We start from the raw sequence: 20,297 nt of genomic DNA, 5'->3' as shown, positions 1-20,297 counted from the left end.
GCTCTTGTTGCTAGGTTTGGGCTTCGCTGATATTCTCGAGGCTAAATAATTATTCCACAGATGCAATCTTTGCATGGTTCAGGGAAGGTCACGATGCTCGACGATATCTACGCAAGGGTCCAGCCTGGACCGCCTCGACCCAGCCGAATAATTGAGCCGCGCGTCTTTTCATTGCCGCCCGGAACCGAGCGTTACGTGGTCGAAGGGGCCGGTGCGATCCTGATTCGCATCGAGGCCGGCGATCGATTCACCATCACCAACGACGAGGGCGGACAGCCGTGCGAAGTGGTGGCTGCCGATGAGAAGGGCCAGATTGACCCTGCCATCATCGGAGGCGCGCCCAATAGTGATGCGGCGGGGCTGAAGGCGCTGTTGACCGCGTCCGATCAATCGCTGCGCGGATTGCGCATGGGGCTCGAGGCGCGCGGGCTGGACCTTGCGCAGGCGCGCGCGCACCGGTTCTGGGATGCGGGCACGCCTGCGGGCTCCAGTCAGGAGTTTTCGGTCGAGCGGGATGGTGTGCTGATCGTCGCCGCGCCAGGCGGGGCAATGGATCTCGAGGTGCAAGATACGGCGACACCGCTGACCGTGATGGTCAGCCGCGCCGTGATCAAGCGTGTCCCCAAATTCGAGCTGCCGGATCCGCTGGCTGATCCGCTTCAGAGCATTCGGGTGCATAGCGCCACTGCCGAAGCGTATTTCGTGAAGGCCGGAGACTACATTCAAATTCAGGATGTGGATGGCCGGCAATGTACGGATTTTGAATGCTTTTCGGCCTCCAAGCTGGATAAGGGGATTGAACACGCGCTGGACGTGACCACGACCCGAACGCTCATGAGCCATGCCTACCCAATGCCCGGCCTGCACGCGAAATACTACGATCAGGAGATGCTGCCGCTGGTCGAGGTGATCCAGGACACTTGCGGGCGTCACGATGCCTTCGCGATGGCCTGCTCGGAGAAGTATTACAACGATATCGGCTACCCTGGCCATGTGAACTGCTCGACCAATTTCAACAATGCGCTCAAGACCTACAACGTCACCGGGCGGCCGGGTTGGATGGCCATCAATTTCTTCTTCAATACATCCATCGACGATCACGGTGTGATGTACACGGACGAGCCATGGTCGCGCCCCGGCGATTACGTGCTGCTGCGCGCGTTGACCGACATCGTTTGCGTCAGTTCGGCCTGCCCGGATGACACCACTGCCGCAAACGGCTGGAATCCGACCGACATTCATATCCGCACCTATAGCGGGACCGAGACATTCAGCCGGTCGATTGCCTATCGTCCGACCCCCAATTCAGAGGCGAAGATGACCAAGGAAACCGGATTTCACGAGAATTTTGCAAAGCTGACGCGCAATTTCATCGAATATAACGGCTATTGGCTGGCCAATTGCTTTGCCGAGACTGGCCCGATCGAGGAATACTGGGCCTGCCGCAAGGATGTGGCGATCATGGATCTCAGCCCCTTGCGCAAGTTCGAGATCACCGGACCCGACGCCGAAAAACTGTGTCAGTACGTCTTTACCCGCAACATGAAGACATTGGCCATCGGCGGCGTCGTCTATACTGCGATGTGCTACGAGCATGGCGGCATGATCGACGATGGCACGGTATTCCGTCTGGGTCAGGATAATTTCCGGTGGATCGGCGGCACGGATTATGGCGGCGAATGGATCCGCGAGATTGCGGAAAAGCTGGGGCTCAAGGTTCTTGTCCGCTCTTCCACGGACCAGTTGCACAACGTCGCCGTGCAGGGGCCCAAAAGCCGCGATTTGCTACGCAGACTGGTTTGGACCGCACCGCATAATCCTGAGTTCGATCAGTTGGGCTGGTTCCGTTTCACTCCGGCGCGCCTGCGGAACGAGACGGGCACCGCCTTCGTCATCAGCCGCACGGGCTATACCGGCGAGTTGGGTTACGAGGTGATGTGCCATCCCAAGGATTGTGACGAAATATTCAAGGCGATCTGGGACGCGGGCCAGGAATTCGGGCTGAAGCCGATGGGTCTGGAGGCGCTGGACATGGTGCGTATCGAGGCGGGCCTGATTTTTGCCGGCTACGATTTCTCGGACCAGACGGATCCTTTCGAGGCGGGCATCGGCTTTACCGTGCCGCTCAAATCGAAGGAGGATGACTTCATCGGGCGGGACGCGCTGATCCGGCGCAAGGAAAACCCGCTGCGCAAGATGGTCGGCCTTGAGATCGACAGCAAGGTGCAGGTCGGCCACGGCGATTGCATCCATATCGGGCGCGCGCAGATCGGTGAAGTGACCTCGTCGATGATCTCGCCGCTCTTGGGCAAGAATATCGCTTTGGCGCGGGTGGATGTGACCCATGCCGAGTTCGGCACCGAAGTGGAAGTTGGCAAACTTGACGGACATCAAAAACGTTTGCCGGCAACTATCGTACCCTTCGCGGCGTATGACCCGAAAAAGGAACGTCCGCGCTCATGACCGATACCGTGCTTGACAAGATGGGCGGTGAGCCCGCGCTCAAACGCCTTGTCGAGCACTTCTACGACTTGGTCGAGGCCAGGCCCGAGGGGGCGCAAATTGTACGTCTTCACATGGACGGACACGGTATTGCCGCCACGCGGGAAGAGCAGTTCAATTTCCTGAGCGGCTTTTTCGGCGGGCGGCATTACTACAAAGAGCGGCATGGGCATATGAACGTGAAGCTTATTCACGAACACATTCCCATCCTTCAGGAGGATGCCGAGAATTGGCTGGCACTGATGGACCGCGCCTTGGCCGATCTGGGCCATTCGGGCGCGCATATCGAGCGGGTTCGCGCCACCTTGCGGCGCGTGGCACTGGCGCTGGTCAATAATGGCGATGTTGTAGGCGAGCAAAGCGCGCGGCGCGATGCGGTCTGACGCGGAACACTGAGGTGGGCCGGGCGTTGAAGCCACTTGTGCAACAACACGGTGGTGCCCCATGCCGACACAGATGTCCCATCATCGACGCTATGACTACTCACCGATCACTGGGCGCCCGGATTTTTCCTGGCCCGAGGGGCGGCGCTTGGCGGTCTATGTCGCGATTAATATCGAATGGTTCAATTTCAACGAGCCGGGCGGCGCGGTTCTGGCCTCGGCCAATCATGCACCCGACGTTCTGAATTTTGCTTGGCGCGATTACGGCAACAGGGTGGGTATCTGGCGGATGCTGGATCTGCTGGATCGTCTGGATCTGCCGGCAGCGGCCCTTTTGAACGCGGCGGTTTGCGATCATGCACCGCAGATCGTGGATGCTTTCGCCGCGCGCGGGGATGAGATCGTGGCGCATGGCTGGACCAACTCGACCGAGCCAGGCAGGCTGCCCAAAGCAGAAGAAGCCAAGATGCTGCGAGAAAGCCGCCAGCGCCTGACCGACGCGACCGGCACCGCGCCCTCGGGCTACCTTGCGCCGCTCATCTCCGAGTCGGTCGATACGCCCGACCTGCTGGAGGATGCCGGCTACAGCTATCTGATGGACTGGTCGCATGACGAACAACCAGTGTGGTTCGACACGCAAGGCGGCACAGGCCGAATCTTGTCCGTCCCATACCCGCAAGAGATCAACGACGTGCCGCAGATCATCGGGCGCCGCCGCGAGGGTGCTGAATTTGCCGGGATGATCGAGGACGCCTATGACCTGCACCAGCGCGAATGCCGCCAGCGGCCCGTCGTCATGGGGATCGCGCTGCATCCCTACCTGATGGGGCAGGCGCACCGCTTTGCGCATCTGGAGCGTGCGTTGACGCATTTGAAGGAGCGGGCAGGGGCCGAGACGTGGTTCACGACGCCGGGGAAAATCGCACGGCACTACGCTGGCTTGGATCTGGGCTGAGCCCAAATGAAAAGCGCGGCACCTGGGTGCCGCGCCTTGACGCCGAGCCGGTCGGCTCAGTTTTGCAGATAGACTTCGAGGCTATCGTCCAGAGCGTCCTTCCACGGGGTGTGGTGCTTGGGCGCCTTGGTGTTCGTGATCACCGAGGTGTAGCTGTTGTTGCGGAAGGTCATGATGTCTTCCTTCTTGTGCTTTTTCCACTCGAAGAATGCCTCGCATGCGCCGTCGACGTTAAAGCTGGGATAATCCGTCTCGGCAATCAGCTCCTTGATGTAGTCGGCCTGATACTGGATCGCCTGATAGTCGTCCTCGCCCGCATCTTCGCGCGCGATGCGGTCCGCCACATCTGCCTCCATTTCGGATTTGCCGGGGATCTTGATCTTGCCCATGATCGCATCGCGCACCCACCAGGCCTGCGCGTCGAACATGTTGAAGGTGAACCACTGGTCTTGCATGCCGAGATAGAAGAGGTCGGGGTCATGGACCCAGGCCACGCCCTTGTAGAGGTCCGAGGTGGCCAGGCGGTTGGCCGTGCGCAGGCGCAGATTGTCGGCCATGAAGGGGAAATGATGCTGGTAGCCCGTGCAGAGCAGGATCGCGTCCACATCCTTGGACGTGCCGTCCTTGAAGTAAGCGGTGTTGCCATCGACATGCGTGAGCAGTGGGACTTCCTGCCAGTTATCCGGCCATTTGAAGCCCATGGGCGCCGTACGGTGGCTGACCGTGATCGACTTGGCCCCGTATTTCCAGCACTGGCTGCCGATATCCTCGGCCGAGTAGGACGTGCCGATGATCAGCAGATCCTGATCCTTGAACTCCAGCGCATCGCGGAAGTCATGGGCGTGCAGGATGCGGCCCTTGAACTTGTCGAAGCCGTCGAATTGGGGCACGTTCGGCGTGCTGAAATGGCCGGTCGCGCAGATAACGTGATCGAACTCTTCGGTATATTCGTCATCCTTGGGCAGGTTGCAGACGGTGACGTTGAACTTGCCGTTGTCGTTCTTTTCGACGCGGCGCACGGCGGTCTCAAAGCGGATCCAGTCGCGCACGCCGGCCTTTTTCACGCGGCCTTCGATGTAGTCCATCAAAACGGCGCGGGGCGGATAGCTGGCGATCTGTTTGCCGAAATGCTCCTCGAAGGAGTAGTCCGCGAATTCCAGGCCTTCCTTAGGGCCGTTCGACCAAAGGTAGCGATACATCGAGCCGTGAACCGGCTCGCCATATTGATCGACGCCGGTGCGCCAGGTGTAATTCCACAGACCGCCCCAATCGTCCTGCTTTTCAAAGCAGACGATCTCGGGAATATCCTCGCCTTTTTCCTTGGCCGATTGAAAGGCGCGCAACTGTGCGAGGCCCGAAGGGCCCGCGCCGAGGATCGCGATACGTTTCGTCATTGATGTCTCCTGTTGGTTCAAAGCGGACAGATTAGGCGTGCCGCGTTTGGACCCAATTCAAACGGCGCGTTTCCTGCAAGTCAAGAAATTTGACCATGAGTATGTGGTGTTTCGGGGCTTGATCTGCCGATTGCAAAGCCTAGGGCAGAGCCTGATACACGGCAATCCCTCCTATTATGTGCTTTGCGTGCGTCATGGGCTTTCCATTCTGCGTCGTCATCCCCAGCTTGGTTGGTGAACCGCGCCGCGTGTTTTGGCGTTGACGCGTCATGAAAGAAGGAGAGTGACATGAAGACCGAACAAACGGATGCAGGCCCCGTGGATTTGTGGACCCCCGAGGAGATTGCCGCGGACCGAGACAGTCTCGTGCTGATCGACGTACGCTCGCCGCAGGAATTTGCGCTGGAACGGATCGAGGGCGCCTTGTTGATGCCGCTTCAGGAGTTCCGCCCCGAACGCCTGCCGGGGCAGCAGGGCAAGCGCCTGGTGCTGCATTGCGGCTCGGGGGTGCGCTCGGGCAAGGCGGCGCAGATGTGCCTCGAGGCCGGGCTGGATCCGATTGCGCATATGGAGGGCGGCATGGCGGCCTGGAAGGAAAGCGGACAGCCGTATATCGGCACCGAAATGTCTACTGGCGCACCCAAGGAGATGCGCAAAGAGGGGTGAGGTCATTTGCGATCAGAACTCTTTCGCATGCTGCGGCGTTACCACGTATAAGGCATGATCTGACAGGAGAGGAATTATGCGTCCCATCATCCTGATCTCAGCAGCGGCTATGTTGGCGGTTTCGCCTGTTTCGGTCCTTGCGGGCAGCTCCAAGGGCTGCCCACCGGGCCTTGCCAAGAAACAGAACGGATGCCTGCCACCGGGCCAAGCCAAGAAAATTTATGGCCGCGGCGATCGCCTCACTGGCGACTATGTGCTGATCAGAAATCCCGGGCGCTATGGCTTGGACCGGGACGAAACCTATTACCGCATGGGCGATTACGTCTACCGAGTTGATCGGGACACGCGCAAGGTGTTGGACCTTATCGGGGCCGTGGCCGGTATTCTGAATTAACGCGGTTTGGCGGCGCGCCGCAGACGTGAAAAGGGCAGGCGCATCGGCCTGCCCTTTTGTCGTTACCTTGAATTGATGATTAGATATCAATCGTGTTCTCACGCTCCCAGCGCGAGAAATGCGAGACGAACTGGTTCCATTCCTCGCGCTTCATCTTGAGAAATGCCGCCGAGAATTCCTCGCCCATTGATGCTTTCAGCTCTTTGTCGCTGTCATACGCGCGCATCGCGTCCAGCATGTTCAACGGCAGCTTGGGCGCGCCGCGCACCTTGTGACCTTCGGCATACATGTCGATATCGTGCCGCTTGCCCGGCTCTGCCTTGGACCGCACGCCCGATAGGCCCGCCGCGATGATGACCGCCTGCAAGAGGTAGGGGTTCACCGCGCCATCGGGCAGGCGCAGCTCGAACCGGCCGGGTCCGGGCACACGCACCATGTGAGTGCGGTTATTGCCGGTCCATGTAACGGTGTTCGGCGCCCACGTGGCGCCCGAGGTGGTGCGCGGCGCGTTGATGCGCTTGTAGCTGTTGACCGTCGGGTTGGTGATTGCGGCCAGCGCGCTTGCGTGCTTCATGATCCCGCCGAGGAAATGCTTGCCCTGCTCCGACAGGCCCAGCTCGCCCGTGGGTGTATCGGTCTTTTCGGCGGCGAAGACGTTTGTCTTGCTCTTCTTGCCCGGCGCGTCCCAGACCGAGATATGCGCGTGACAACCATTGCCCGTCAGGCCCGGAATGGGCTTGGGCATGAACGTGGCGCGCATGCCGTGCTTTTCCGCAACGGTCTTGGTCATGAACTTGAAAAAGCTGTGCTTGTCCGCTGTCACCAGCGCGTCGTCGAAATCCCAGTTCATCTCCCACTGGCCGTTCGCGTCCTCGTGGTCCGACTGGTAAGGGTTCCAGCCCAGCTCCAGCATGTAATCGCTGATCTCGCGGATCACCTCGTAGCTGCGCATCATTGTCTGCTGGTCGTAACAAGGCTTGGCTGCCCGATCATATGGATCGTTGATCTCGGTGCCTTCGGGCGACAGCAGAAAGAACTCGGCCTCGATGCCGGTCTTGACGTGCATCCCCTCGTCCGCAGCCTCTTTGATGAGGCGGCGCAGCACGTTGCGCGGCGCCTGGGCGACGTCCTCGCCCTCCATCACGCAGTTCGAGGCGACCCAGGCGATCTCGGGCTTCCACGGAAGCTGAATGACCGAGGACGGGTCCGGCACGGCCAGCATGTCAGGGTGGGCAGGTGTCAGATCCAGATAGGTCGCAAAGCCTGCAAAGCCTGCGCCATCCTCTTGCATATCCGCGATGGCGCGGGCCGGAACCAGTTTGGCGCGCTGTGCGCCGAAAAGGTCGGTAAAGGAGATCATGAAGTATTTGACGCCATTGTCCTTGGCGAACTTGGCCAGATCGGTGGTCATGTTTTGTGTCCCTGTTGTTTCGTTTTTTGGGGAAGCTACGATGGCAAAAGGCGCGGCGCAATCAACGCCGCGCCTTTTTTTCACGCGTCCCGGATCAGTAGCCGCTGCCCGGCTTGCCCGGATACCAGCTGGTTCCTGCAAGCGGGATCTTGGCCATTGCCGCGGCCTCCAGTGTCACGGCGCACAGATCCTCGGGCTCGAGGTTGTGCAGGTGGTTTTTGCCACAGGCCCGCGCGATGGTCTGCGCCTCAAGTGCCATTACCTTGAGGTAGTTGTTCAGGCGGCGCCCGCCCTCGATGGGGTCGAACCGCTTCATCAACTCGGGGTCCTGCGTGGTGATGCCCGCCGGATCGCGGCCCTCGTGCCAGTCGTCATAGGCACCCGCCGTGGTGCCCAGCGCGTTATACTCGGCCTCCCAGCGCGGGTCGTTATCCCCCAGCGCGATCAGCGCCGCGGTGCCGATGGCAACCGCATCGGCGCCCAGCGCCAGCGCCTTGGCCGTGTCCGCGCCGCCGCGAATGCCGCCCGAGACGATCAGCTGCACCTCACGGTGCATGTCCATGTCCTGAAGCGCGCGCACCGCCTCGCCAATGCAGGCAAGGATGGGCTGGCCCACATGCTCGATAAAGACGTCCTGCGTCGCCGCCGTGCCGCCCTGCATCCCGTCAAGAACAACCACATCCGCGCCGGCCTTGATCGCGAGCGTGGTGTCGAAATAGGGACGGGCGCCGCCGATCTTGACGTATATCGGCTTTTCCCAGCCGGTGATCTCGCGCAGCTCGAGGATCTTGATCTCCAGATCGTCCGGGCCGGTCCAGTCGGGATGGCGGCAGGCGCTGCGCTGGTCGATGCCCTTGGGCAGGTTGCGCATCTCGGCCACGCGGTCGCTGATTTTCTGGCCAAGCAGCATGCCGCCGCCGCCGGGCTTGGCGCCTTGGCCGACCACGATCTCGATCGCGTCGCAGCGGCGCAGGTCATCGGGGTTCATGCCGTAGCGCGAGGGCAGATATTGATAGACCAGTGTCTTGGAATGGCCGCGCTCTTCCTCGGTCATGCCGCCGTCGCCTGTGGTGGTCGAGGTGCCAGCCAGCGTCGCACCGCGGCCCAGCGCCTCCTTGGCGGGGCCGGACAGCGCGCCAAAGGACATGCCCGCGATGGTGATCGGGATATCCAGTTCGATCGGCTTTTTCGCGAACCGCGTGCCCAGCGTCACCTTGGTATCGCATTTCTCGCGATACCCTTCGAGGGGGTAGCGCGAGATCGACGCGCCGAGAAACAGCAGATCGTCGAAATGCGGCAGCTTGCGCTTGGACCCGCCGCCACGAATGTCATAGATGCCGGTGGCCGCGGCGCGGCGGATCTCGGCATTGGTCGGGTTCGAGAAGGTCGCCGACTGGATGGGAACGGTGCGCGGTGCGCCCTTGTGATCGTCTTTCATCTCAGGCCCTCAATACGCGTTGTCGATGTTGAAATTGTATAGCTTGCGGGCCGAGCCGTAGCGGCGGAACTCTTCGGGCTTGGCGTCGCATTCGCCACGTTCCAGCAATTCGGCCAGGATTTCCAGATGCTCGGGGCGCATCTCCTTTTCGATGCAATCCGCGCCGAGGCTCTTGACCTTGCCGCGCACGAAAAGACGGGCCTCGTACAGGCTGTCACCCAAAGCGTCGCCGGCATCGCCCAGCGCAACCATGTTGCCGGACTGGCCCATGAAGGCGCTCATATGGCCGATATTGCCATGCACGATGATGTCGATGCCCTTCATCGAAATCCCGCAGCGCGAGCTGGCATTGCCCTTGATCACCAAAGTGCCGCCGCGCCCGGTGGCGCCCGCGTACTGGCTGGCATCGCCATCGACGATGACGGTGCCCGACATCATGTTCTCGGCCACGCCCGGCCCGGCCGAGCCATGGACGCGAATGGTGGCCTGCTTGTTCATGCCGGCGCAGTAATACCCGGTCGAGCCCTTGACGATCACCTCGATCGGCGCGTCGAGGCCGACGGCGATGGCGTGGCTGCCCTTGGCGTTCACCACTTCCCAAGCGGTCTGGTTGGTGTCCTTGGCCTGCGCCTGCAGCGCGGCGTTGAGGTTGCGCAGCCCCTGCGCCTCGAGGTCGAAAACTTGCATTTAGGCGGCCTTCTCGGTTGCGGTGGGTGCAGCGTTATGGCTCCAGAAATAGACGGTCGAGGGCTCGGGCTCCCAGACGCGGGCATGCTCGATGCCGGGCAGGTTGACCAGCGCGCGATACTCTGACCCGAACGCAACATACTGATCCGTCTCGGCCATCACGGCGGGCTTGCACGCGATCGGATCGCGCACCACGCCAAAGCCGTCCTTGGTGCCGACGACGAAGGTGAAGAAGCCGTCGAGATCGTCGAGGCTGCTCTCCAGCGCCTGGCCCAGTGACGCGCCCTGCTGCATCTTCCACGTGAGGTAGGCGGCGCCGACTTCGGTGTCATTCTCGGTCTCGATATGAACGCCCGCCTTGCGCAGCTTGCGGCGCAAGCTGGCATGGTTCGAAAGCGAACCGTTATGCACGAGGCACTGATCGCGGCCGGTGTTGAACGGGTGCGCGCCCATGGTGGTCACGGCCGATTCGGTCGCCATGCGGGTGTGGCCGATGCCGTGGCTGCCCGTCATGGATGAGATGTCGAAGCGCGCCGCCACGTTCTTGGGCAGGCCGACCTCTTTGTAGATCTCGAGCTTTTCGCCCGTGCTCATGATTCGCACGTCGGGGCGAATGTCGGCCAGCACGGTGCGTGCGGCGGCGGCCCAGGCGGTGTCGATCTCGATCACGGCGTGGGTATCGTTCAGGCGCATGGTGACGTCGCCGCCCAAAGCCTTTTGAATATCCTTGTCGAGATCTGCGAAATCGCGGTCAGGGCTATCGGATTGCACCGTCAATTTGACCTTGCCGGGCGTGTCCGTGCCGTAGATAGCGATGCCCGCGCTGTCGGGGCCGCGATCCGTCATCGTGATCAGCATATCCGTCAGCATCTGGCCCAGCTTCGGCTCGAGCGACGTGTCTTTGAGAAAAAGTCCTACGATCCCGCACATGGGCTGTCATCCTTTCGTGGTGTCGATTCTGAGGCTATCAGCAAACAGTGTATCGCTCAACTAACAAGAAACAAATTTTCATTTGAGGCAAATGGGAGCGCGCGCGATTGCGCACGCTCCTTCGGTGTCGCCAGTCCCTTCTTGGCGGGACGGGATCAGTACCGTTCGAGCGCGCGGGCGATCTGATCCTGATCGCCCATCTTCTTGGCCTTGGCCAAATGGGTTTTCTCTCGCTGGTACTGAATGAGATGCCAGCCCAGCCAGAAGACGACGCCTATCACCACCATTGGCACCTCCATTCCCTGAAACGGGTAGACGGGCCCGACTTCGGCCAGATCGACGGCCCAGCTTTCATATCCAATCGTTGACATGTCACGCGCTCCTTATGCACTGAGTTTGGCGGCTAGATGCGCCTTGTCTGCTTCGATAATGCTGGCCTTTGCGGCCTCGTAGGTGTCGTGATCCGCGAAATCGAGACCTTGCAGTTCGACCTCTTCGGGAATGCGCAGGACACCCATCATGCTCTGGATCTTTGCGACGCCCCATCCCGGCGCAAAGCCAAGCACGAAGAACATGATCACCGCGCCGATGGTCTGGCCGACCGGATTGATCGAGGCAAAGCCTTCGAAGGGCGACGAGGGTGCCCCCCAAAGCATGAAACCCGCGAGGATCAGACCTACGACGCCGGCATAGCCATGAACGGCAACGGCTCCGACCGCATCGTCCAGCTTGAACTTTCGTTCGACCCATTGGTGCAGGTTATAGACGATCACGACACCGATGGCGGCGACGATCATCGCCTGGATCGGATGATACAGATCGTTCCCTGCCGACGCCGTGATGACACCGGCAAGCCCGCCCGAGAAGGTCCAGAACGCATCACCCTTGGACACGAGATACGCCGCCATCAAACCACCCGAGAGCGACATCAGGAAGTTGAACGTGATCCCCGAAAGCGAAGTGGGCGCGAGGTAGATATTGGTCGCTGTCCATGTGGTGCCAGTGATTTCACCGCCGATGACCTCGGGCGAGATCAGCGGCACATTGCACGCCGCGTAAAAGCCCCAGAAGCCGGTATAGATCAGGAAAATCCCGATTGTCAGCAGCCATGGGTTATGCGGCGGGATATCCCGAGGCGTTCCATCGGCGGCGAATTTTCCGATGCGCGGACCCAGCACCATGATGACGCCCAATGCGTAACCGCCCGCAATGGCGTGAATCACGCCAGAAGCATAGGCATCGTGGTAGCCTAGGTATTTCACCATCCAGCCGTCATAGTGCCAGCCCCATGCTGCGTCGATGATCCAGAAGACCGAGCCGATGAGCACTGCATGCACCCAAAGCGCAGACGAGCGGATGCGCTCGATCACCGAGCCCGAGACGATAGAGGCCGCCGTCCAAGAGAAGAGCAGGAACGCCGCCCAGAAGACACCCGTGATCCGGTCATTCAGGTTGGTGCCCATCGTCTCGGCCCATGGTGCATTACCCGCGCCCGCGTCCCAATTGATCGCGCCGCCGAAGATGTAAAAGTTCGGAAAGGCCCAATAGATCCACCAGCCAAAGAAGAAGAAGGTCACGGTTACCAGAGGTATGATCATGATGTTCTTCATCAACGTGTGCATGTGATTGCGGCGCCTGCTGGCGCCGACCTCGTACATGCAGAACCCCACGTGAATGAGGAACATGAACACGACGGTCACCCAGTAGTAGAACTCGGTGAAGATCGTGGTGAGTGCATTTAGATTGCCGTCCACTGTCTTTCTCCTTGTTGATTTCTTTGTTGTGACTGAAGCCTATTGGCTGGCTTTTTTGAGAAGTCTTGCCCTGCAGTTGGCCGAGGCCGCTGGCAAGGATGGTGCATCGGCGTTGCCGCCAATCGAAAGGGCCGGGCGCTTGTGCGCCCGGCCCTTTTTATTTTCTAGGATACACACCGGCGTTCTTCAGCGGGCGTCGGCATGTGTCATCACATCCGGCTCAAGCTCCCATAGGGACTTGTCCAGACCTTCGATCTGCGCGTCTGCGCTGCGCTCGAGGCCAATGGTCGCCTTGAAGATCACCGACAGGATCAGTGCCGTGACGACACCGACGCCGACGCAGACGCCCAAGCCGACCAACTGCATCACCAGCGAGATTTCCCCGTGCTGGAACGCGTAGGGCCCTTCTTCGATGCCGAGATAGCCGCCCCGCGGCGTGCCGGACTTGAAAATGCCCAGCGACACGATGCCCAGCGTTCCGGCCCCCAGGAAGAGCGGGAAGAGCTTGTGCTCGTCGATGCCGCGCTTCAGCGTGAACTCGTAGACCGCATAAGATGCCAGCGGTGCGACGAGGCCCAGGATGAACGCCTGCCACGGCAGATAGACGTCAAAGCCCGACGCGCCCGCCACATATCCGGCCAGCGGCCCCAGCAGCGTGTAGGCGTATTTGCCGGTGGCATACGCGATGATGAGGCCCGTGATCGCCCCGCCAGCCCAGACCAGCGCATAGTTGTTCAGCGCAATGCCGACGCTGGTATTCGCCATCGTGACCGACACGGCCAGCGCTTCGGGATCAAAGAAGAAGAGGCAGGAGAGAATCACCATCGGCAGACCACCGAAGATCAGGATGAGACCCGGAGCACACAGGCCGATGCTGGGCGCCAGATAGGCCGTCACCCGCTCGTGCGGGGCCATCATGCCGGGACGCGGCTTCATCATCAGCGTAAAGACCAGCGCCATGCCCGCCGGGAACATGTAGACGAAGCCGACGCCGAAGAAGTCATGAAAGCCCGCATTCGTCAGCGGCCCGACCGATCCCCATGTCGCGTAGCTAAGCGCCGACGAGACGACGGCCGCGACGACGCAGGTGATGAAATAGGCCGCAGCCTTCATCCGCTCGGACACCGCAAAGTGGAAGAGGACGTTGATGATGCCGGCAAAGACGGCGAGGAAGAAAATGAAGATCTGGAAGGTGTTGACGCCTGGGAAAACCGCCGGATCCGTCTCATGCGCCAGGGCATTGGCCATCGCGCCGCCGATCCACCAGTCACGGACCGAATCCATGATGGTTGCGCCTTCCATGACGTAATATTGCGCGGCCCAAAGTCCGAAGCCGACGACGTAGTAGGTGGCAAACCCTAGAAAGAAGCCAAGAGTCTTTTCGATGGTCGAGTTGAACAGATTCTTGCGGCGCGCCGTACCTGCATCGATCATCAAAAGCCCCACGACGACCAGAATCGCGCCGACCGTTCCCGAGGCATAGAGCAGGTTCTGAACGAGTGAGTTCAGGGTGACCTGCCCTGCATAGATTGCGTTCACGTCTAATGACACTTGGGTGTCCCTCCTTGTTGGCTCCACCGCTTCGCGCAACTTTGTTGCCCAAAGTTGCTTGGCGGTGAAAATTTATTCCGGTATCTAAACTGCGAGGATTGAAACCTGTCAACTAGGCTTTTGCCATACACGTCATGTGTGCTCCCCGGTTCGGCAGCTACTTTTCGGGCTGACCGCAGCCGGCAAAGTTATACTCACAGGAAAAAGTCTTGCATCGCATTCTTGCTTTTCCGTCCGGCCTGAGTCTGAATGGAGCAAGAAAATGATACGGCAACACAGGAGAGGGCCCACAAATGGCAATTATCTGGAGACATTCCGCGCTCGCACATCGTCACACCGAAATCGGTGCCGAGCTGGAGGACTGGAACGGCATGGGTACCGCCTGGTTCTATGACCACAGCGAAGAGCGCGGCCAGGCCGATTACGAGCGGGTCCGCACCAAGGCAGGGCTGATGGACGTATCGGGCCTGAAAAAAGTGCACCTGACCGGCCCCGATGCCGCCTATGTCATCGACCGGACCACCACCCGCAATGTCGAAAAACTGATGCCGGGCCGCGCGGTCTATGCTGCGATGCTGAACGATCGCGGCATGTTCATCGACGACTGCGTGATCTACCGCCTTTCGGTCAATACCTGGCTGGTCGTGCACGGCACCGGCACTGGCATGGAATCGATGGCCGCCGCCGCCGCGGGCAAGAACGTCGCGATGACCTTCGACGACGATCTGCATGACATTTCGCTGCAGGGCCCCGTCGCGGTCGATTTCCTGGAAAAGCACGTTCCGGGTATTCGCGATCTGGCCTATTTCGGTATCATGCAAACCAAGCTGTTCGGCTGCCCGGTCATGATCTCGCGTACCGGCTATACCGGCGAGCGGGGCTATGAAATCTTCTGCCAGAAAAAGCACGTGGTCGAGCTGTGGGACCAGATCTTGGAGGATGGCAAGGACATGGGCATCGGCCCCGTGCAGTTCAGCACGCTGGACCGTTTGCGCACCGAATCCTATCTACTGTTCTTTCCGGGCGACAATTCCGAGACCTATCCGCACGAGAATGGCGATCCCGCCGGCGATACCCTGTGGGAGCTGGGCCTCGAATTCGTCGTCTCGCCCGGCAAGACCGGCTTTGTCGGCGCCGAGAACCACTATGCCCTCGAAGGCCGCGAACGGTTCAAGATCTACGGCGTCAAGCTGGAGGGTGAGGTGCCCGCGGATGAGGGCGCGGATCTCTTGCGCGACGGCAAGAAGGTCGGCACTGTGACCTACGGAATGGTCTCGCATCTGAACAAGCATAACGTCGGCATCGCCCGCATGCCCGTGGACGCGGCCAAGCCCGGCACCAAGCTGACCGTGCGCAATGGCGATGGCACCGAGATTCCCGCCGAGGCCGCCGAGATGCCCTTCTACGACAAGGACAAGAAGATCCGAACTGCAAAGGGCTGATATCAGACATTGCCGGCGGCAGGGATCGCCCTGCCGCCGGCCACAAAAAAACGATACCAACAGGAGATCACGGCGCAGATGTCAAAATTCGACTTCCCCCCTTCGATCAAGAGCCGCCCGGTCTGGGGCAGCCTAGAGGCGCGCCCCGGCAAACATCATCTTATGATCGCGGATGGCGAGGGCGCCGAGGCAATTTTAGCGATCGCGGCACCGGAATTGATGGCTAAGTCGCATATCATCTACATCCCCAAGGGCACCGATTACGAGCAGAAGCTGCGCGATCAGGAGCCTGCGATACTTCATGTCGGGCCCAGCTACGAGGCATCGCTTCAGCGGATCCGGCGGGTTCTGCAGGATGCACATATGGGCCTGCAGGTCTATCTGGCCGGTACCGAGGGGCTGATGGGACAGGCGATGCAGGAGGCCGTCAGCCACGGCATCCCGCACACCGCCATCCAGACCGAGCATCGCGGATCGGTCGCGCGGCGCATGCAATGCGTCCACTGCAAGGGCATCACAGAGGATGTCGAGGTCGATCCCTTCGTCTGCTCGCATTGCGGGCTGAACCTGTTCGTGCGCGATCACTACTCGCGCCGTCTGGCCGCCTATCAGGGCGTCTGCGTCGATGCCGAGGATCCGGGCAATGTGCCCGAGCAGAAGGGGATTTACGAATGAGCGGCGGAACCAAGATCAACGTGCGCGTCACCGAAATCGTGCCGCTGAACGAGCTGGTCACGCGCTTCAAATTCGAGCGCGTTGATGGCGGCGAGTTGCCCACGTTTTCAGGCGGCGCCCATACGGTGATCGAGATGCAGGACGGCGATCGCACCCGCCTGAACCCCTATTCACTGATGTCCGATCCCGCGGATCGCAGCGCCTACACGATCTCGGTGCGCCGCGATGATCAGGGGCGGGGTGGATCGCTCTTTCTGCACCAAAAGGTCAAGGTCGGCGACGAGATGGTTCTGTCGAACCCCGTCAATCTCTTCAGCCTCGATCTGCGCGCGAAAAAGCATCTGATGATCGCGGGCGGCATCGGCATCACGCCGTTCCTTGCTCAGATCAAGCAGCTGGACCGCAGCCACGGCAATTGGGAGCTGCATTATTCGGTCCGCAACGAAAGCCTCGCCAGCTACGCGCGCGAGCTGACCTCCGAGCATCCGAACGATGTGCATATCTACCATGACGATCAGGACCAGCGGATCGATCTCGAGCATCTCCTGGACGGTCAGCCGCTGGGCACGCATATCTATGTCTGCGGCCCCAAGGGCATGATCGACTGGGTGCGCGGCGTTGCCCGGGATCTGGGCTGGCCCCGCGAGGCGGTGCATTACGAGGAGTTCCTCGCGCCCAAGCCCGGCAAGCCCTTCGAGGTCAAGCTGGCGGTCAGCAACAAGGTCATTCAGGTCGGCGAACATGAGAGCCTTCTGGAGGCGATCGAGCGGGCAGGGGTGGACGCGCCCTATCTCTGTCGCGGCGGCGCCTGCGGGCAATGCGAAACCGACGTGATCGAGAAGGATGGCGAGATCATCCACCGCGATCACTGGCTCGAGCCCGAAGAACACGCCTCGGGCAACAAGATCATGCCATGCGTCAGCCGATTTGAAGGCAAGACGCTGGTTCTGGATCGCTGATACTCAGGCCCCACGTCCAAGGTTGAGGAGCCTTGGATGCGCGGGGCGACAGGGAGAGACGACATGACGATACAATTCAACGACGAGACGTTCCGCGACGATTACTCGTTCCGTAACTCGGACTGGGCAATCAAGCGGTTCCCGTTCCCGTTCGACAAGGACGACTACATGTACTCCGTCAACATGGAGCCGCATGCGGGCGGGCGCGAGGGCTCGGTCTTCGACAACCGCTTCGATGTGGACGAGCATTACGTCAGCGAGATGCGCGACCGCGCGCTGGTTCTGGATCAGGACCCGCTGCGCTGCCAGTCGCTGCCGCATATGACGCTGGCCGGCTGGGACCTTTTGGAGCTGATCATGGTTGCCAAGTCCGAGGATTACCCGGACCTTTTCGAGCTCCACCGCGACGGCGATACATGGCGCTGGGTCAACAAGCCGCTCGGGATCGACGACACGTTCACCTTCCTCGATGAGACGACGCTGCCTTACGGGCCCATGGAATACATCACCCGCCAGACGCAGGGCGATTTTGCGGTGCTGGACCAGCGGGACGATAACCTCTGGATGGATGCGGGGATGATCACCACGCAAGCCGACTGGAGCCTCGATTTCGACATCGGCATGAATTTCTTTGAATGGCACGCGCCGGTGCCGCTGGCGCATGAAAAGGGCATCTTTGTCCGGGCGCTGAAATTCCTGCTGAACATCCAGCAAGGCAGCCCCGCGCGGCGCCTCAACTGGACGATGACGGTCAACCCGCTGCTCGATACCAGCCCCGAGAATTACCACAAATGGGGCGTGCAAAAGACCACGCTGACACCTGAAAATATCGGGTCCAAGCAGCATCTGCGCGTCGAGCTGCAAACCTTCTTTCGCTTGCCGCGCTCGAACGCGATGGTGTTTCCGATCCGCTGTTATCTGTGCTCGTTTCAGGATTTGATGACGGTGCCCAAATGGGGCCGCCGCCTGCACCGGGTGATCCGCGACCTGCCGGACGAGTTGGCCGACTACAAGGGCTTTGCCGCCAACCGGCCGATGATGCTGGACTACCTGTCGAAATTCGACGACGGCCTGCCCACATCACCGGGTATCTGGCCTGATCTGGAGACGGAGCCAGCCTTGCAGAAGTAGACCGGATGAGGCGCCCCTTGCGGGCGCCTCAGGCGTTCTGCGGATAGCTGATGATCGACAGGTACTTGCAAGGCAGCGTCACCAGATACTCGGGGCCGTGAGGCGCATCGGCGTCAAAGAACAGCGTATCGCCCGGCAAGAGCTTCACCACATCGTCGCCGTGCCGGTAATCCAGCTCGCCCTCGAGCATGTAGATCGTCTCGATCCCGCCATGCTGAAACGTGGGGAAAATGTCCGATTCCGTGCTGAGCGTGATGAGATAGGGCTCGACGATCACGCCCGACCCGTTCGAGCCGATATGACCCAATAGGTTGTATTGATGCCCCGCGCGCGTGCCCGCGCGCTCGATCTCGACGCCCTCGCCGGATTTGGTGTGGACGTATTCGCGCGCCTCCTCGAAGCGCCGAAAGAAGGCCGTGATCGGCACGCGCAGCGCATTGGCTAGCGTCTGCAGCGTGGTCAGCGAGGGCGACGTGTTGCCGTTCTCGATCTTTGAGAGCATCCCGATGCTGAGACCGGTCTTGGCCGCCAGTTCGGCCACGGTGATCTCTTGCTGGCGGCGATGCGCGCGCAGCTCGCGGCCAATGGCGATTTCCAAAACGTTTTCACGGTCTTCGCGTTGCGGGCGGTGGGGGTCTTGGGTCAGGCGCGCAGCCTTGGCGCGCGTCAGTTTTTCCACGGTCATCGCATGTCCTGCTCAAGATGTGCATCGGCGCTGTTCCAGGATGTTATGGGAAAATTTCACTGTCACGGCAAGGTGATTGCGGTCTGAGTGAAATTATCGCGCGCGTCCTGGGGCTGGCCCGCGGCGCAGGTTTGCCCGCCGCGAGCGGGTTCGCTTGGGCCGCTTGCGGCCATTTGATCATAAGAAAAAAACTTGACCTAGAGGAAAGTCATGCGAGGATGGCAGTGATCCGGCGGCATGAACCGCGGCGCAGGCCCCAGCGGACGATACAAGCGGCAAATCAATATCCGCGATAATTAGGCGGCAGCCAACAAGCCGCACCAACCGGGAGTAAACCATGAAGAGAACACAAACGGCCATTCTGGCCGGTTTGACTGCATTGACACCTTTTGCAGCCCTCGCCGAGGACAGCAGCGATCCCATCGTCATTCCCATTCACAATTGGTCGTCCCAGATCGTGATGTCGAATGTCGTGGGTCAGATCCTCGAGATGCAGGGCGCCAATGTCGAATATGTCACCACCGACAGCCAGGCGGTCTACGAATCGATTCGCCTCGGCGACGTCACGCTTGAGATGGAAGTGTGGGAGGGCGCGTTTGGCGCCTCGTTCCGCGCGGCGCAGGAAAAGGGCGGCATCGTCGATGTCGGTGATCATGACGCCGTCACACGCGAGGATTGGTGGTATCCGATGTGGACGAAGGAAGCCTGCCCCGGCCTGCCCAGCTGGGAGGCGCTCAATGACTGCGCCGAGGTCTTTGCCACGGTCGAGACTGGCGACAAGGGCCGCTATCTGGATGGACCCGTCGACTGGCTCAAGCACGGCAAGGAGCGTGTGGAAGCGCTGGACATGAATTTCACCGTGATCAACGCGGGCTCCGCCGCCGCGCTGTGGGCCACCATCGGCGCCGCCGAAGCCGAAAAAAAGCCCATCGTGGTCTTCAACTGGACGCCCAACTTCGCCGAAGCCGTCTGGCCCGGCGAATTCGTCGAGTTTCCCGAATGGGAGGATGGCTGTGACACGGACCCCGCTGTCGGCCCCAATCCCGACGCGCTTTATGACTGCGGCAACCCAGCCGACGGCTATCTGAAGAAGGCCGCGTGGGAGGGCATGGAAGAGAAATGGCCCGCTGCCTATGCGACGCTTGAAAAGATCTCTTTCACCAATCCGCAGATCGCGCAGATGGCCAAGCTGGTCGATGTCGAAGAGCTGGAGCCGGAAGAGGCCGCAGCCGAGTGGCTGGATGCCAATGAGGATGTCTGGAGCGGCTGGATCAACTGATCCACGCCACAAGACACTGAAAACGGCCCCGTCCGCACCCTTCGGGCGGGGCCGACCGGAC

19 protein-coding genes are annotated in these 20,297 nt (G+C 60.7%); 10 read left to right on the top strand and 9 right to left on the bottom strand.

Annotated elements, in window-relative coordinates; translation table 11 throughout:
* Nucleotides 1-93 precede the first annotated feature (93 nt).
* The 3 genes from BW975_RS12445 to BW975_RS12435 all read left to right on the top strand — a co-directional run bounded on the left by BW975_RS12445 (nt 94) and on the right by BW975_RS12435 (nt 3,840).
* Nucleotides 94-2,463: a DUF1989 domain-containing protein gene (locus BW975_RS12445; RefSeq protein ID WP_076534471.1), complete on the top strand. Its 2,370-nt coding sequence runs from the start codon at nt 94-96 to the stop codon at nt 2,461-2,463.
* On the top strand, nt 2,460-2,885 hold the full coding sequence (locus BW975_RS12440) for a group II truncated hemoglobin (protein WP_076534469.1): 426 nt from the start codon (nt 2,460-2,462) through the stop codon (nt 2,883-2,885). Before BW975_RS12445 ends, BW975_RS12440 begins: the two co-directional genes overlap by 4 nt.
* 73 nt (nt 2,886-2,958) lie before the next feature.
* A complete protein-coding gene (locus BW975_RS12435; RefSeq protein WP_212634898.1) occupies nt 2,959-3,840 on the top strand; it encodes a polysaccharide deacetylase family protein in 882 nt (293 codons plus the stop codon).
* A gap of 56 nt (nt 3,841-3,896) precedes the next feature.
* On the opposite strand, the gene BW975_RS12430 is transcribed toward BW975_RS12435, so the two are convergent.
* Nucleotides 3,897-5,234 (bottom strand): NAD(P)-binding domain-containing protein, encoded by a 1,338-nt coding sequence (locus BW975_RS12430; RefSeq protein WP_076534465.1) that lies wholly within the window; start codon nt 5,232-5,234, stop codon nt 3,897-3,899.
* 288 nt (nt 5,235-5,522) lie between these two features.
* On the opposite strand from BW975_RS12430, the gene BW975_RS12425 reads away from it, so the two are divergent.
* Complete coding sequence (locus tag BW975_RS12425) at nt 5,523-5,900, top strand: rhodanese-like domain-containing protein (RefSeq protein ID WP_076534463.1); 378 nt, start codon at nt 5,523-5,525, stop codon at nt 5,898-5,900.
* Nucleotides 5,901-5,976: 76 nt separating this feature from the next.
* The gene (locus BW975_RS12420) at nt 5,977-6,294 is read left to right on the top strand and encodes an excinuclease ABC subunit A (RefSeq protein WP_076534461.1); all 318 of its coding nucleotides are present in this window, start codon (nt 5,977-5,979) and stop codon (nt 6,292-6,294) included.
* Nucleotides 6,295-6,373: 79 nt separating this feature from the next.
* Here the strand turns inward: BW975_RS12420 and glnT are convergent, their stop codons facing one another.
* The 7 genes from glnT to BW975_RS12385 all read right to left on the bottom strand — a co-directional run bounded on the left by glnT (nt 6,374) and on the right by BW975_RS12385 (nt 14,065).
* On the bottom strand, nt 6,374-7,705 hold the full coding sequence (gene glnT / locus BW975_RS12415; RefSeq protein WP_076534459.1) for a type III glutamate--ammonia ligase: 1,332 nt from the start codon (nt 7,703-7,705) through the stop codon (nt 6,374-6,376).
* Nucleotides 7,706-7,799: 94 nt separating this feature from the next.
* Nucleotides 7,800-9,143: an FMN-binding glutamate synthase family protein gene (locus BW975_RS12410; protein WP_076534457.1), complete on the bottom strand. Its 1,344-nt coding sequence runs from the start codon at nt 9,141-9,143 to the stop codon at nt 7,800-7,802.
* A gap of 9 nt (nt 9,144-9,152) precedes the next feature.
* A complete protein-coding gene (locus tag BW975_RS12405; RefSeq protein ID WP_076534455.1) occupies nt 9,153-9,830 on the bottom strand; it encodes a GltB/FmdC/FwdC-like GXGXG domain-containing protein in 678 nt (225 codons plus the stop codon).
* Complete coding sequence (locus BW975_RS12400) at nt 9,831-10,760, bottom strand: class II glutamine amidotransferase (protein ID WP_076534453.1); 930 nt, start codon at nt 10,758-10,760, stop codon at nt 9,831-9,833.
* Between the two features lie 155 nt (nt 10,761-10,915).
* A complete protein-coding gene (locus BW975_RS12395; RefSeq protein WP_076534451.1) occupies nt 10,916-11,131 on the bottom strand; it encodes a hypothetical protein in 216 nt (71 codons plus the stop codon).
* Between the two features lie 12 nt (nt 11,132-11,143).
* The gene (locus BW975_RS12390; RefSeq protein WP_076534449.1) at nt 11,144-12,514 is read right to left on the bottom strand and encodes an ammonium transporter; all 1,371 of its coding nucleotides are present in this window, start codon (nt 12,512-12,514) and stop codon (nt 11,144-11,146) included.
* Between the two features lie 186 nt (nt 12,515-12,700).
* Nucleotides 12,701-14,065: an ammonium transporter gene (locus tag BW975_RS12385; protein ID WP_076534447.1), complete on the bottom strand. Its 1,365-nt coding sequence runs from the start codon at nt 14,063-14,065 to the stop codon at nt 12,701-12,703.
* A gap of 293 nt (nt 14,066-14,358) precedes the next feature.
* On the opposite strand from BW975_RS12385, the gene BW975_RS12380 reads away from it, so the two are divergent.
* The 4 genes from BW975_RS12380 to BW975_RS12365 all read left to right on the top strand — a co-directional run bounded on the left by BW975_RS12380 (nt 14,359) and on the right by BW975_RS12365 (nt 18,272).
* Nucleotides 14,359-15,507, top strand: coding sequence for an aminomethyl transferase family protein (locus tag BW975_RS12380; protein WP_076534445.1), 1,149 nt, complete (start codon nt 14,359-14,361; stop codon nt 15,505-15,507).
* A 78-nt stretch (nt 15,508-15,585) separates the two neighbouring features.
* Nucleotides 15,586-16,182, top strand: a complete 597-nt coding sequence (locus tag BW975_RS12375) for a dimethylamine monooxygenase subunit DmmA family protein (RefSeq protein WP_076534789.1) — start codon at nt 15,586-15,588, stop codon at nt 16,180-16,182.
* Nucleotides 16,179-17,141 carry a PDR/VanB family oxidoreductase gene (locus BW975_RS12370; protein ID WP_076534443.1) on the top strand — a complete coding sequence of 321 codons (963 nt, stop codon included), beginning with the start codon at nt 16,179-16,181 and terminating at the stop codon, nt 17,139-17,141. The genes BW975_RS12375 and BW975_RS12370 overlap by 4 nt, the downstream gene beginning before the upstream one ends.
* 63 nt (nt 17,142-17,204) lie before the next feature.
* A complete protein-coding gene (locus BW975_RS12365) occupies nt 17,205-18,272 on the top strand; it encodes a heme-dependent oxidative N-demethylase family protein (protein WP_076534441.1) in 1,068 nt (355 codons plus the stop codon).
* Nucleotides 18,273-18,300: 28 nt separating this feature from the next.
* Here BW975_RS12365 and BW975_RS12360 read toward each other — a convergent pair whose 3' ends face one another.
* A complete protein-coding gene (locus BW975_RS12360; protein ID WP_076534439.1) occupies nt 18,301-18,957 on the bottom strand; it encodes a helix-turn-helix domain-containing protein in 657 nt (218 codons plus the stop codon).
* A gap of 337 nt (nt 18,958-19,294) precedes the next feature.
* Between BW975_RS12360 and BW975_RS12355 the strand changes: the two genes are divergently transcribed.
* Nucleotides 19,295-20,236, top strand: coding sequence for an ABC transporter substrate-binding protein (locus BW975_RS12355; protein WP_076534437.1), 942 nt, complete (start codon nt 19,295-19,297; stop codon nt 20,234-20,236).
* Nucleotides 20,237-20,297 lie beyond the last annotated feature (61 nt).

This window comes from Roseovarius nanhaiticus, assembly GCF_900156535.1.
Classification (GTDB): domain Bacteria; phylum Pseudomonadota; class Alphaproteobacteria; order Rhodobacterales; family Rhodobacteraceae; genus Roseovarius; species Roseovarius nanhaiticus.
Note: the sequence above shows the minus strand (reverse complement) of the source record. Positions and strands in the feature narration are given on the sequence as shown.

What these genes read in the sequence shown, in the direction of transcription:
- BW975_RS12430 (WP_076534465.1), bottom strand. Translation starts at nt 5,234, where the DNA reads ATGACGAAACGTATCGCGATCCTCGGCGCGGGCCCTTCGGGCCTCGCA.
- BW975_RS12360 (WP_076534439.1), bottom strand. Translation starts at nt 18,957, where the DNA reads ATGACCGTGGAAAAACTGACGCGCGCCAAGGCTGCGCGCCTGACCCAA.
- BW975_RS12425 (WP_076534463.1), top strand. Translation starts at nt 5,523, where the DNA reads ATGAAGACCGAACAAACGGATGCAGGCCCCGTGGATTTGTGGACCCCC.
- BW975_RS12405 (WP_076534455.1), bottom strand. Translation starts at nt 9,830, where the DNA reads ATGCAAGTTTTCGACCTCGAGGCGCAGGGGCTGCGCAACCTCAACGCC.
- BW975_RS12435 (WP_212634898.1), top strand. Translation starts at nt 2,959, where the DNA reads ATGTCCCATCATCGACGCTATGACTACTCACCGATCACTGGGCGCCCG.
- BW975_RS12375 (WP_076534789.1), top strand. Translation starts at nt 15,586, where the DNA reads ATGTCAAAATTCGACTTCCCCCCTTCGATCAAGAGCCGCCCGGTCTGG.
- BW975_RS12420 (WP_076534461.1), top strand. Translation starts at nt 5,977, where the DNA reads ATGCGTCCCATCATCCTGATCTCAGCAGCGGCTATGTTGGCGGTTTCG.
- BW975_RS12440 (WP_076534469.1), top strand. Translation starts at nt 2,460, where the DNA reads ATGACCGATACCGTGCTTGACAAGATGGGCGGTGAGCCCGCGCTCAAA.
- BW975_RS12395 (WP_076534451.1), bottom strand. Translation starts at nt 11,131, where the DNA reads ATGTCAACGATTGGATATGAAAGCTGGGCCGTCGATCTGGCCGAAGTC.
- BW975_RS12400 (WP_076534453.1), bottom strand. Translation starts at nt 10,760, where the DNA reads ATGTGCGGGATCGTAGGACTTTTTCTCAAAGACACGTCGCTCGAGCCG.
- BW975_RS12410 (WP_076534457.1), bottom strand. Translation starts at nt 9,143, where the DNA reads ATGAAAGACGATCACAAGGGCGCACCGCGCACCGTTCCCATCCAGTCG.
- BW975_RS12445 (WP_076534471.1), top strand. Translation starts at nt 94, where the DNA reads ATGCTCGACGATATCTACGCAAGGGTCCAGCCTGGACCGCCTCGACCC.
- BW975_RS12365 (WP_076534441.1), top strand. Translation starts at nt 17,205, where the DNA reads ATGACGATACAATTCAACGACGAGACGTTCCGCGACGATTACTCGTTC.
- BW975_RS12370 (WP_076534443.1), top strand. Translation starts at nt 16,179, where the DNA reads ATGAGCGGCGGAACCAAGATCAACGTGCGCGTCACCGAAATCGTGCCG.
- BW975_RS12380 (WP_076534445.1), top strand. Translation starts at nt 14,359, where the DNA reads ATGGCAATTATCTGGAGACATTCCGCGCTCGCACATCGTCACACCGAA.
- BW975_RS12355 (WP_076534437.1), top strand. Translation starts at nt 19,295, where the DNA reads ATGAAGAGAACACAAACGGCCATTCTGGCCGGTTTGACTGCATTGACA.
- glnT (WP_076534459.1), bottom strand. Translation starts at nt 7,705, where the DNA reads ATGACCACCGATCTGGCCAAGTTCGCCAAGGACAATGGCGTCAAATAC.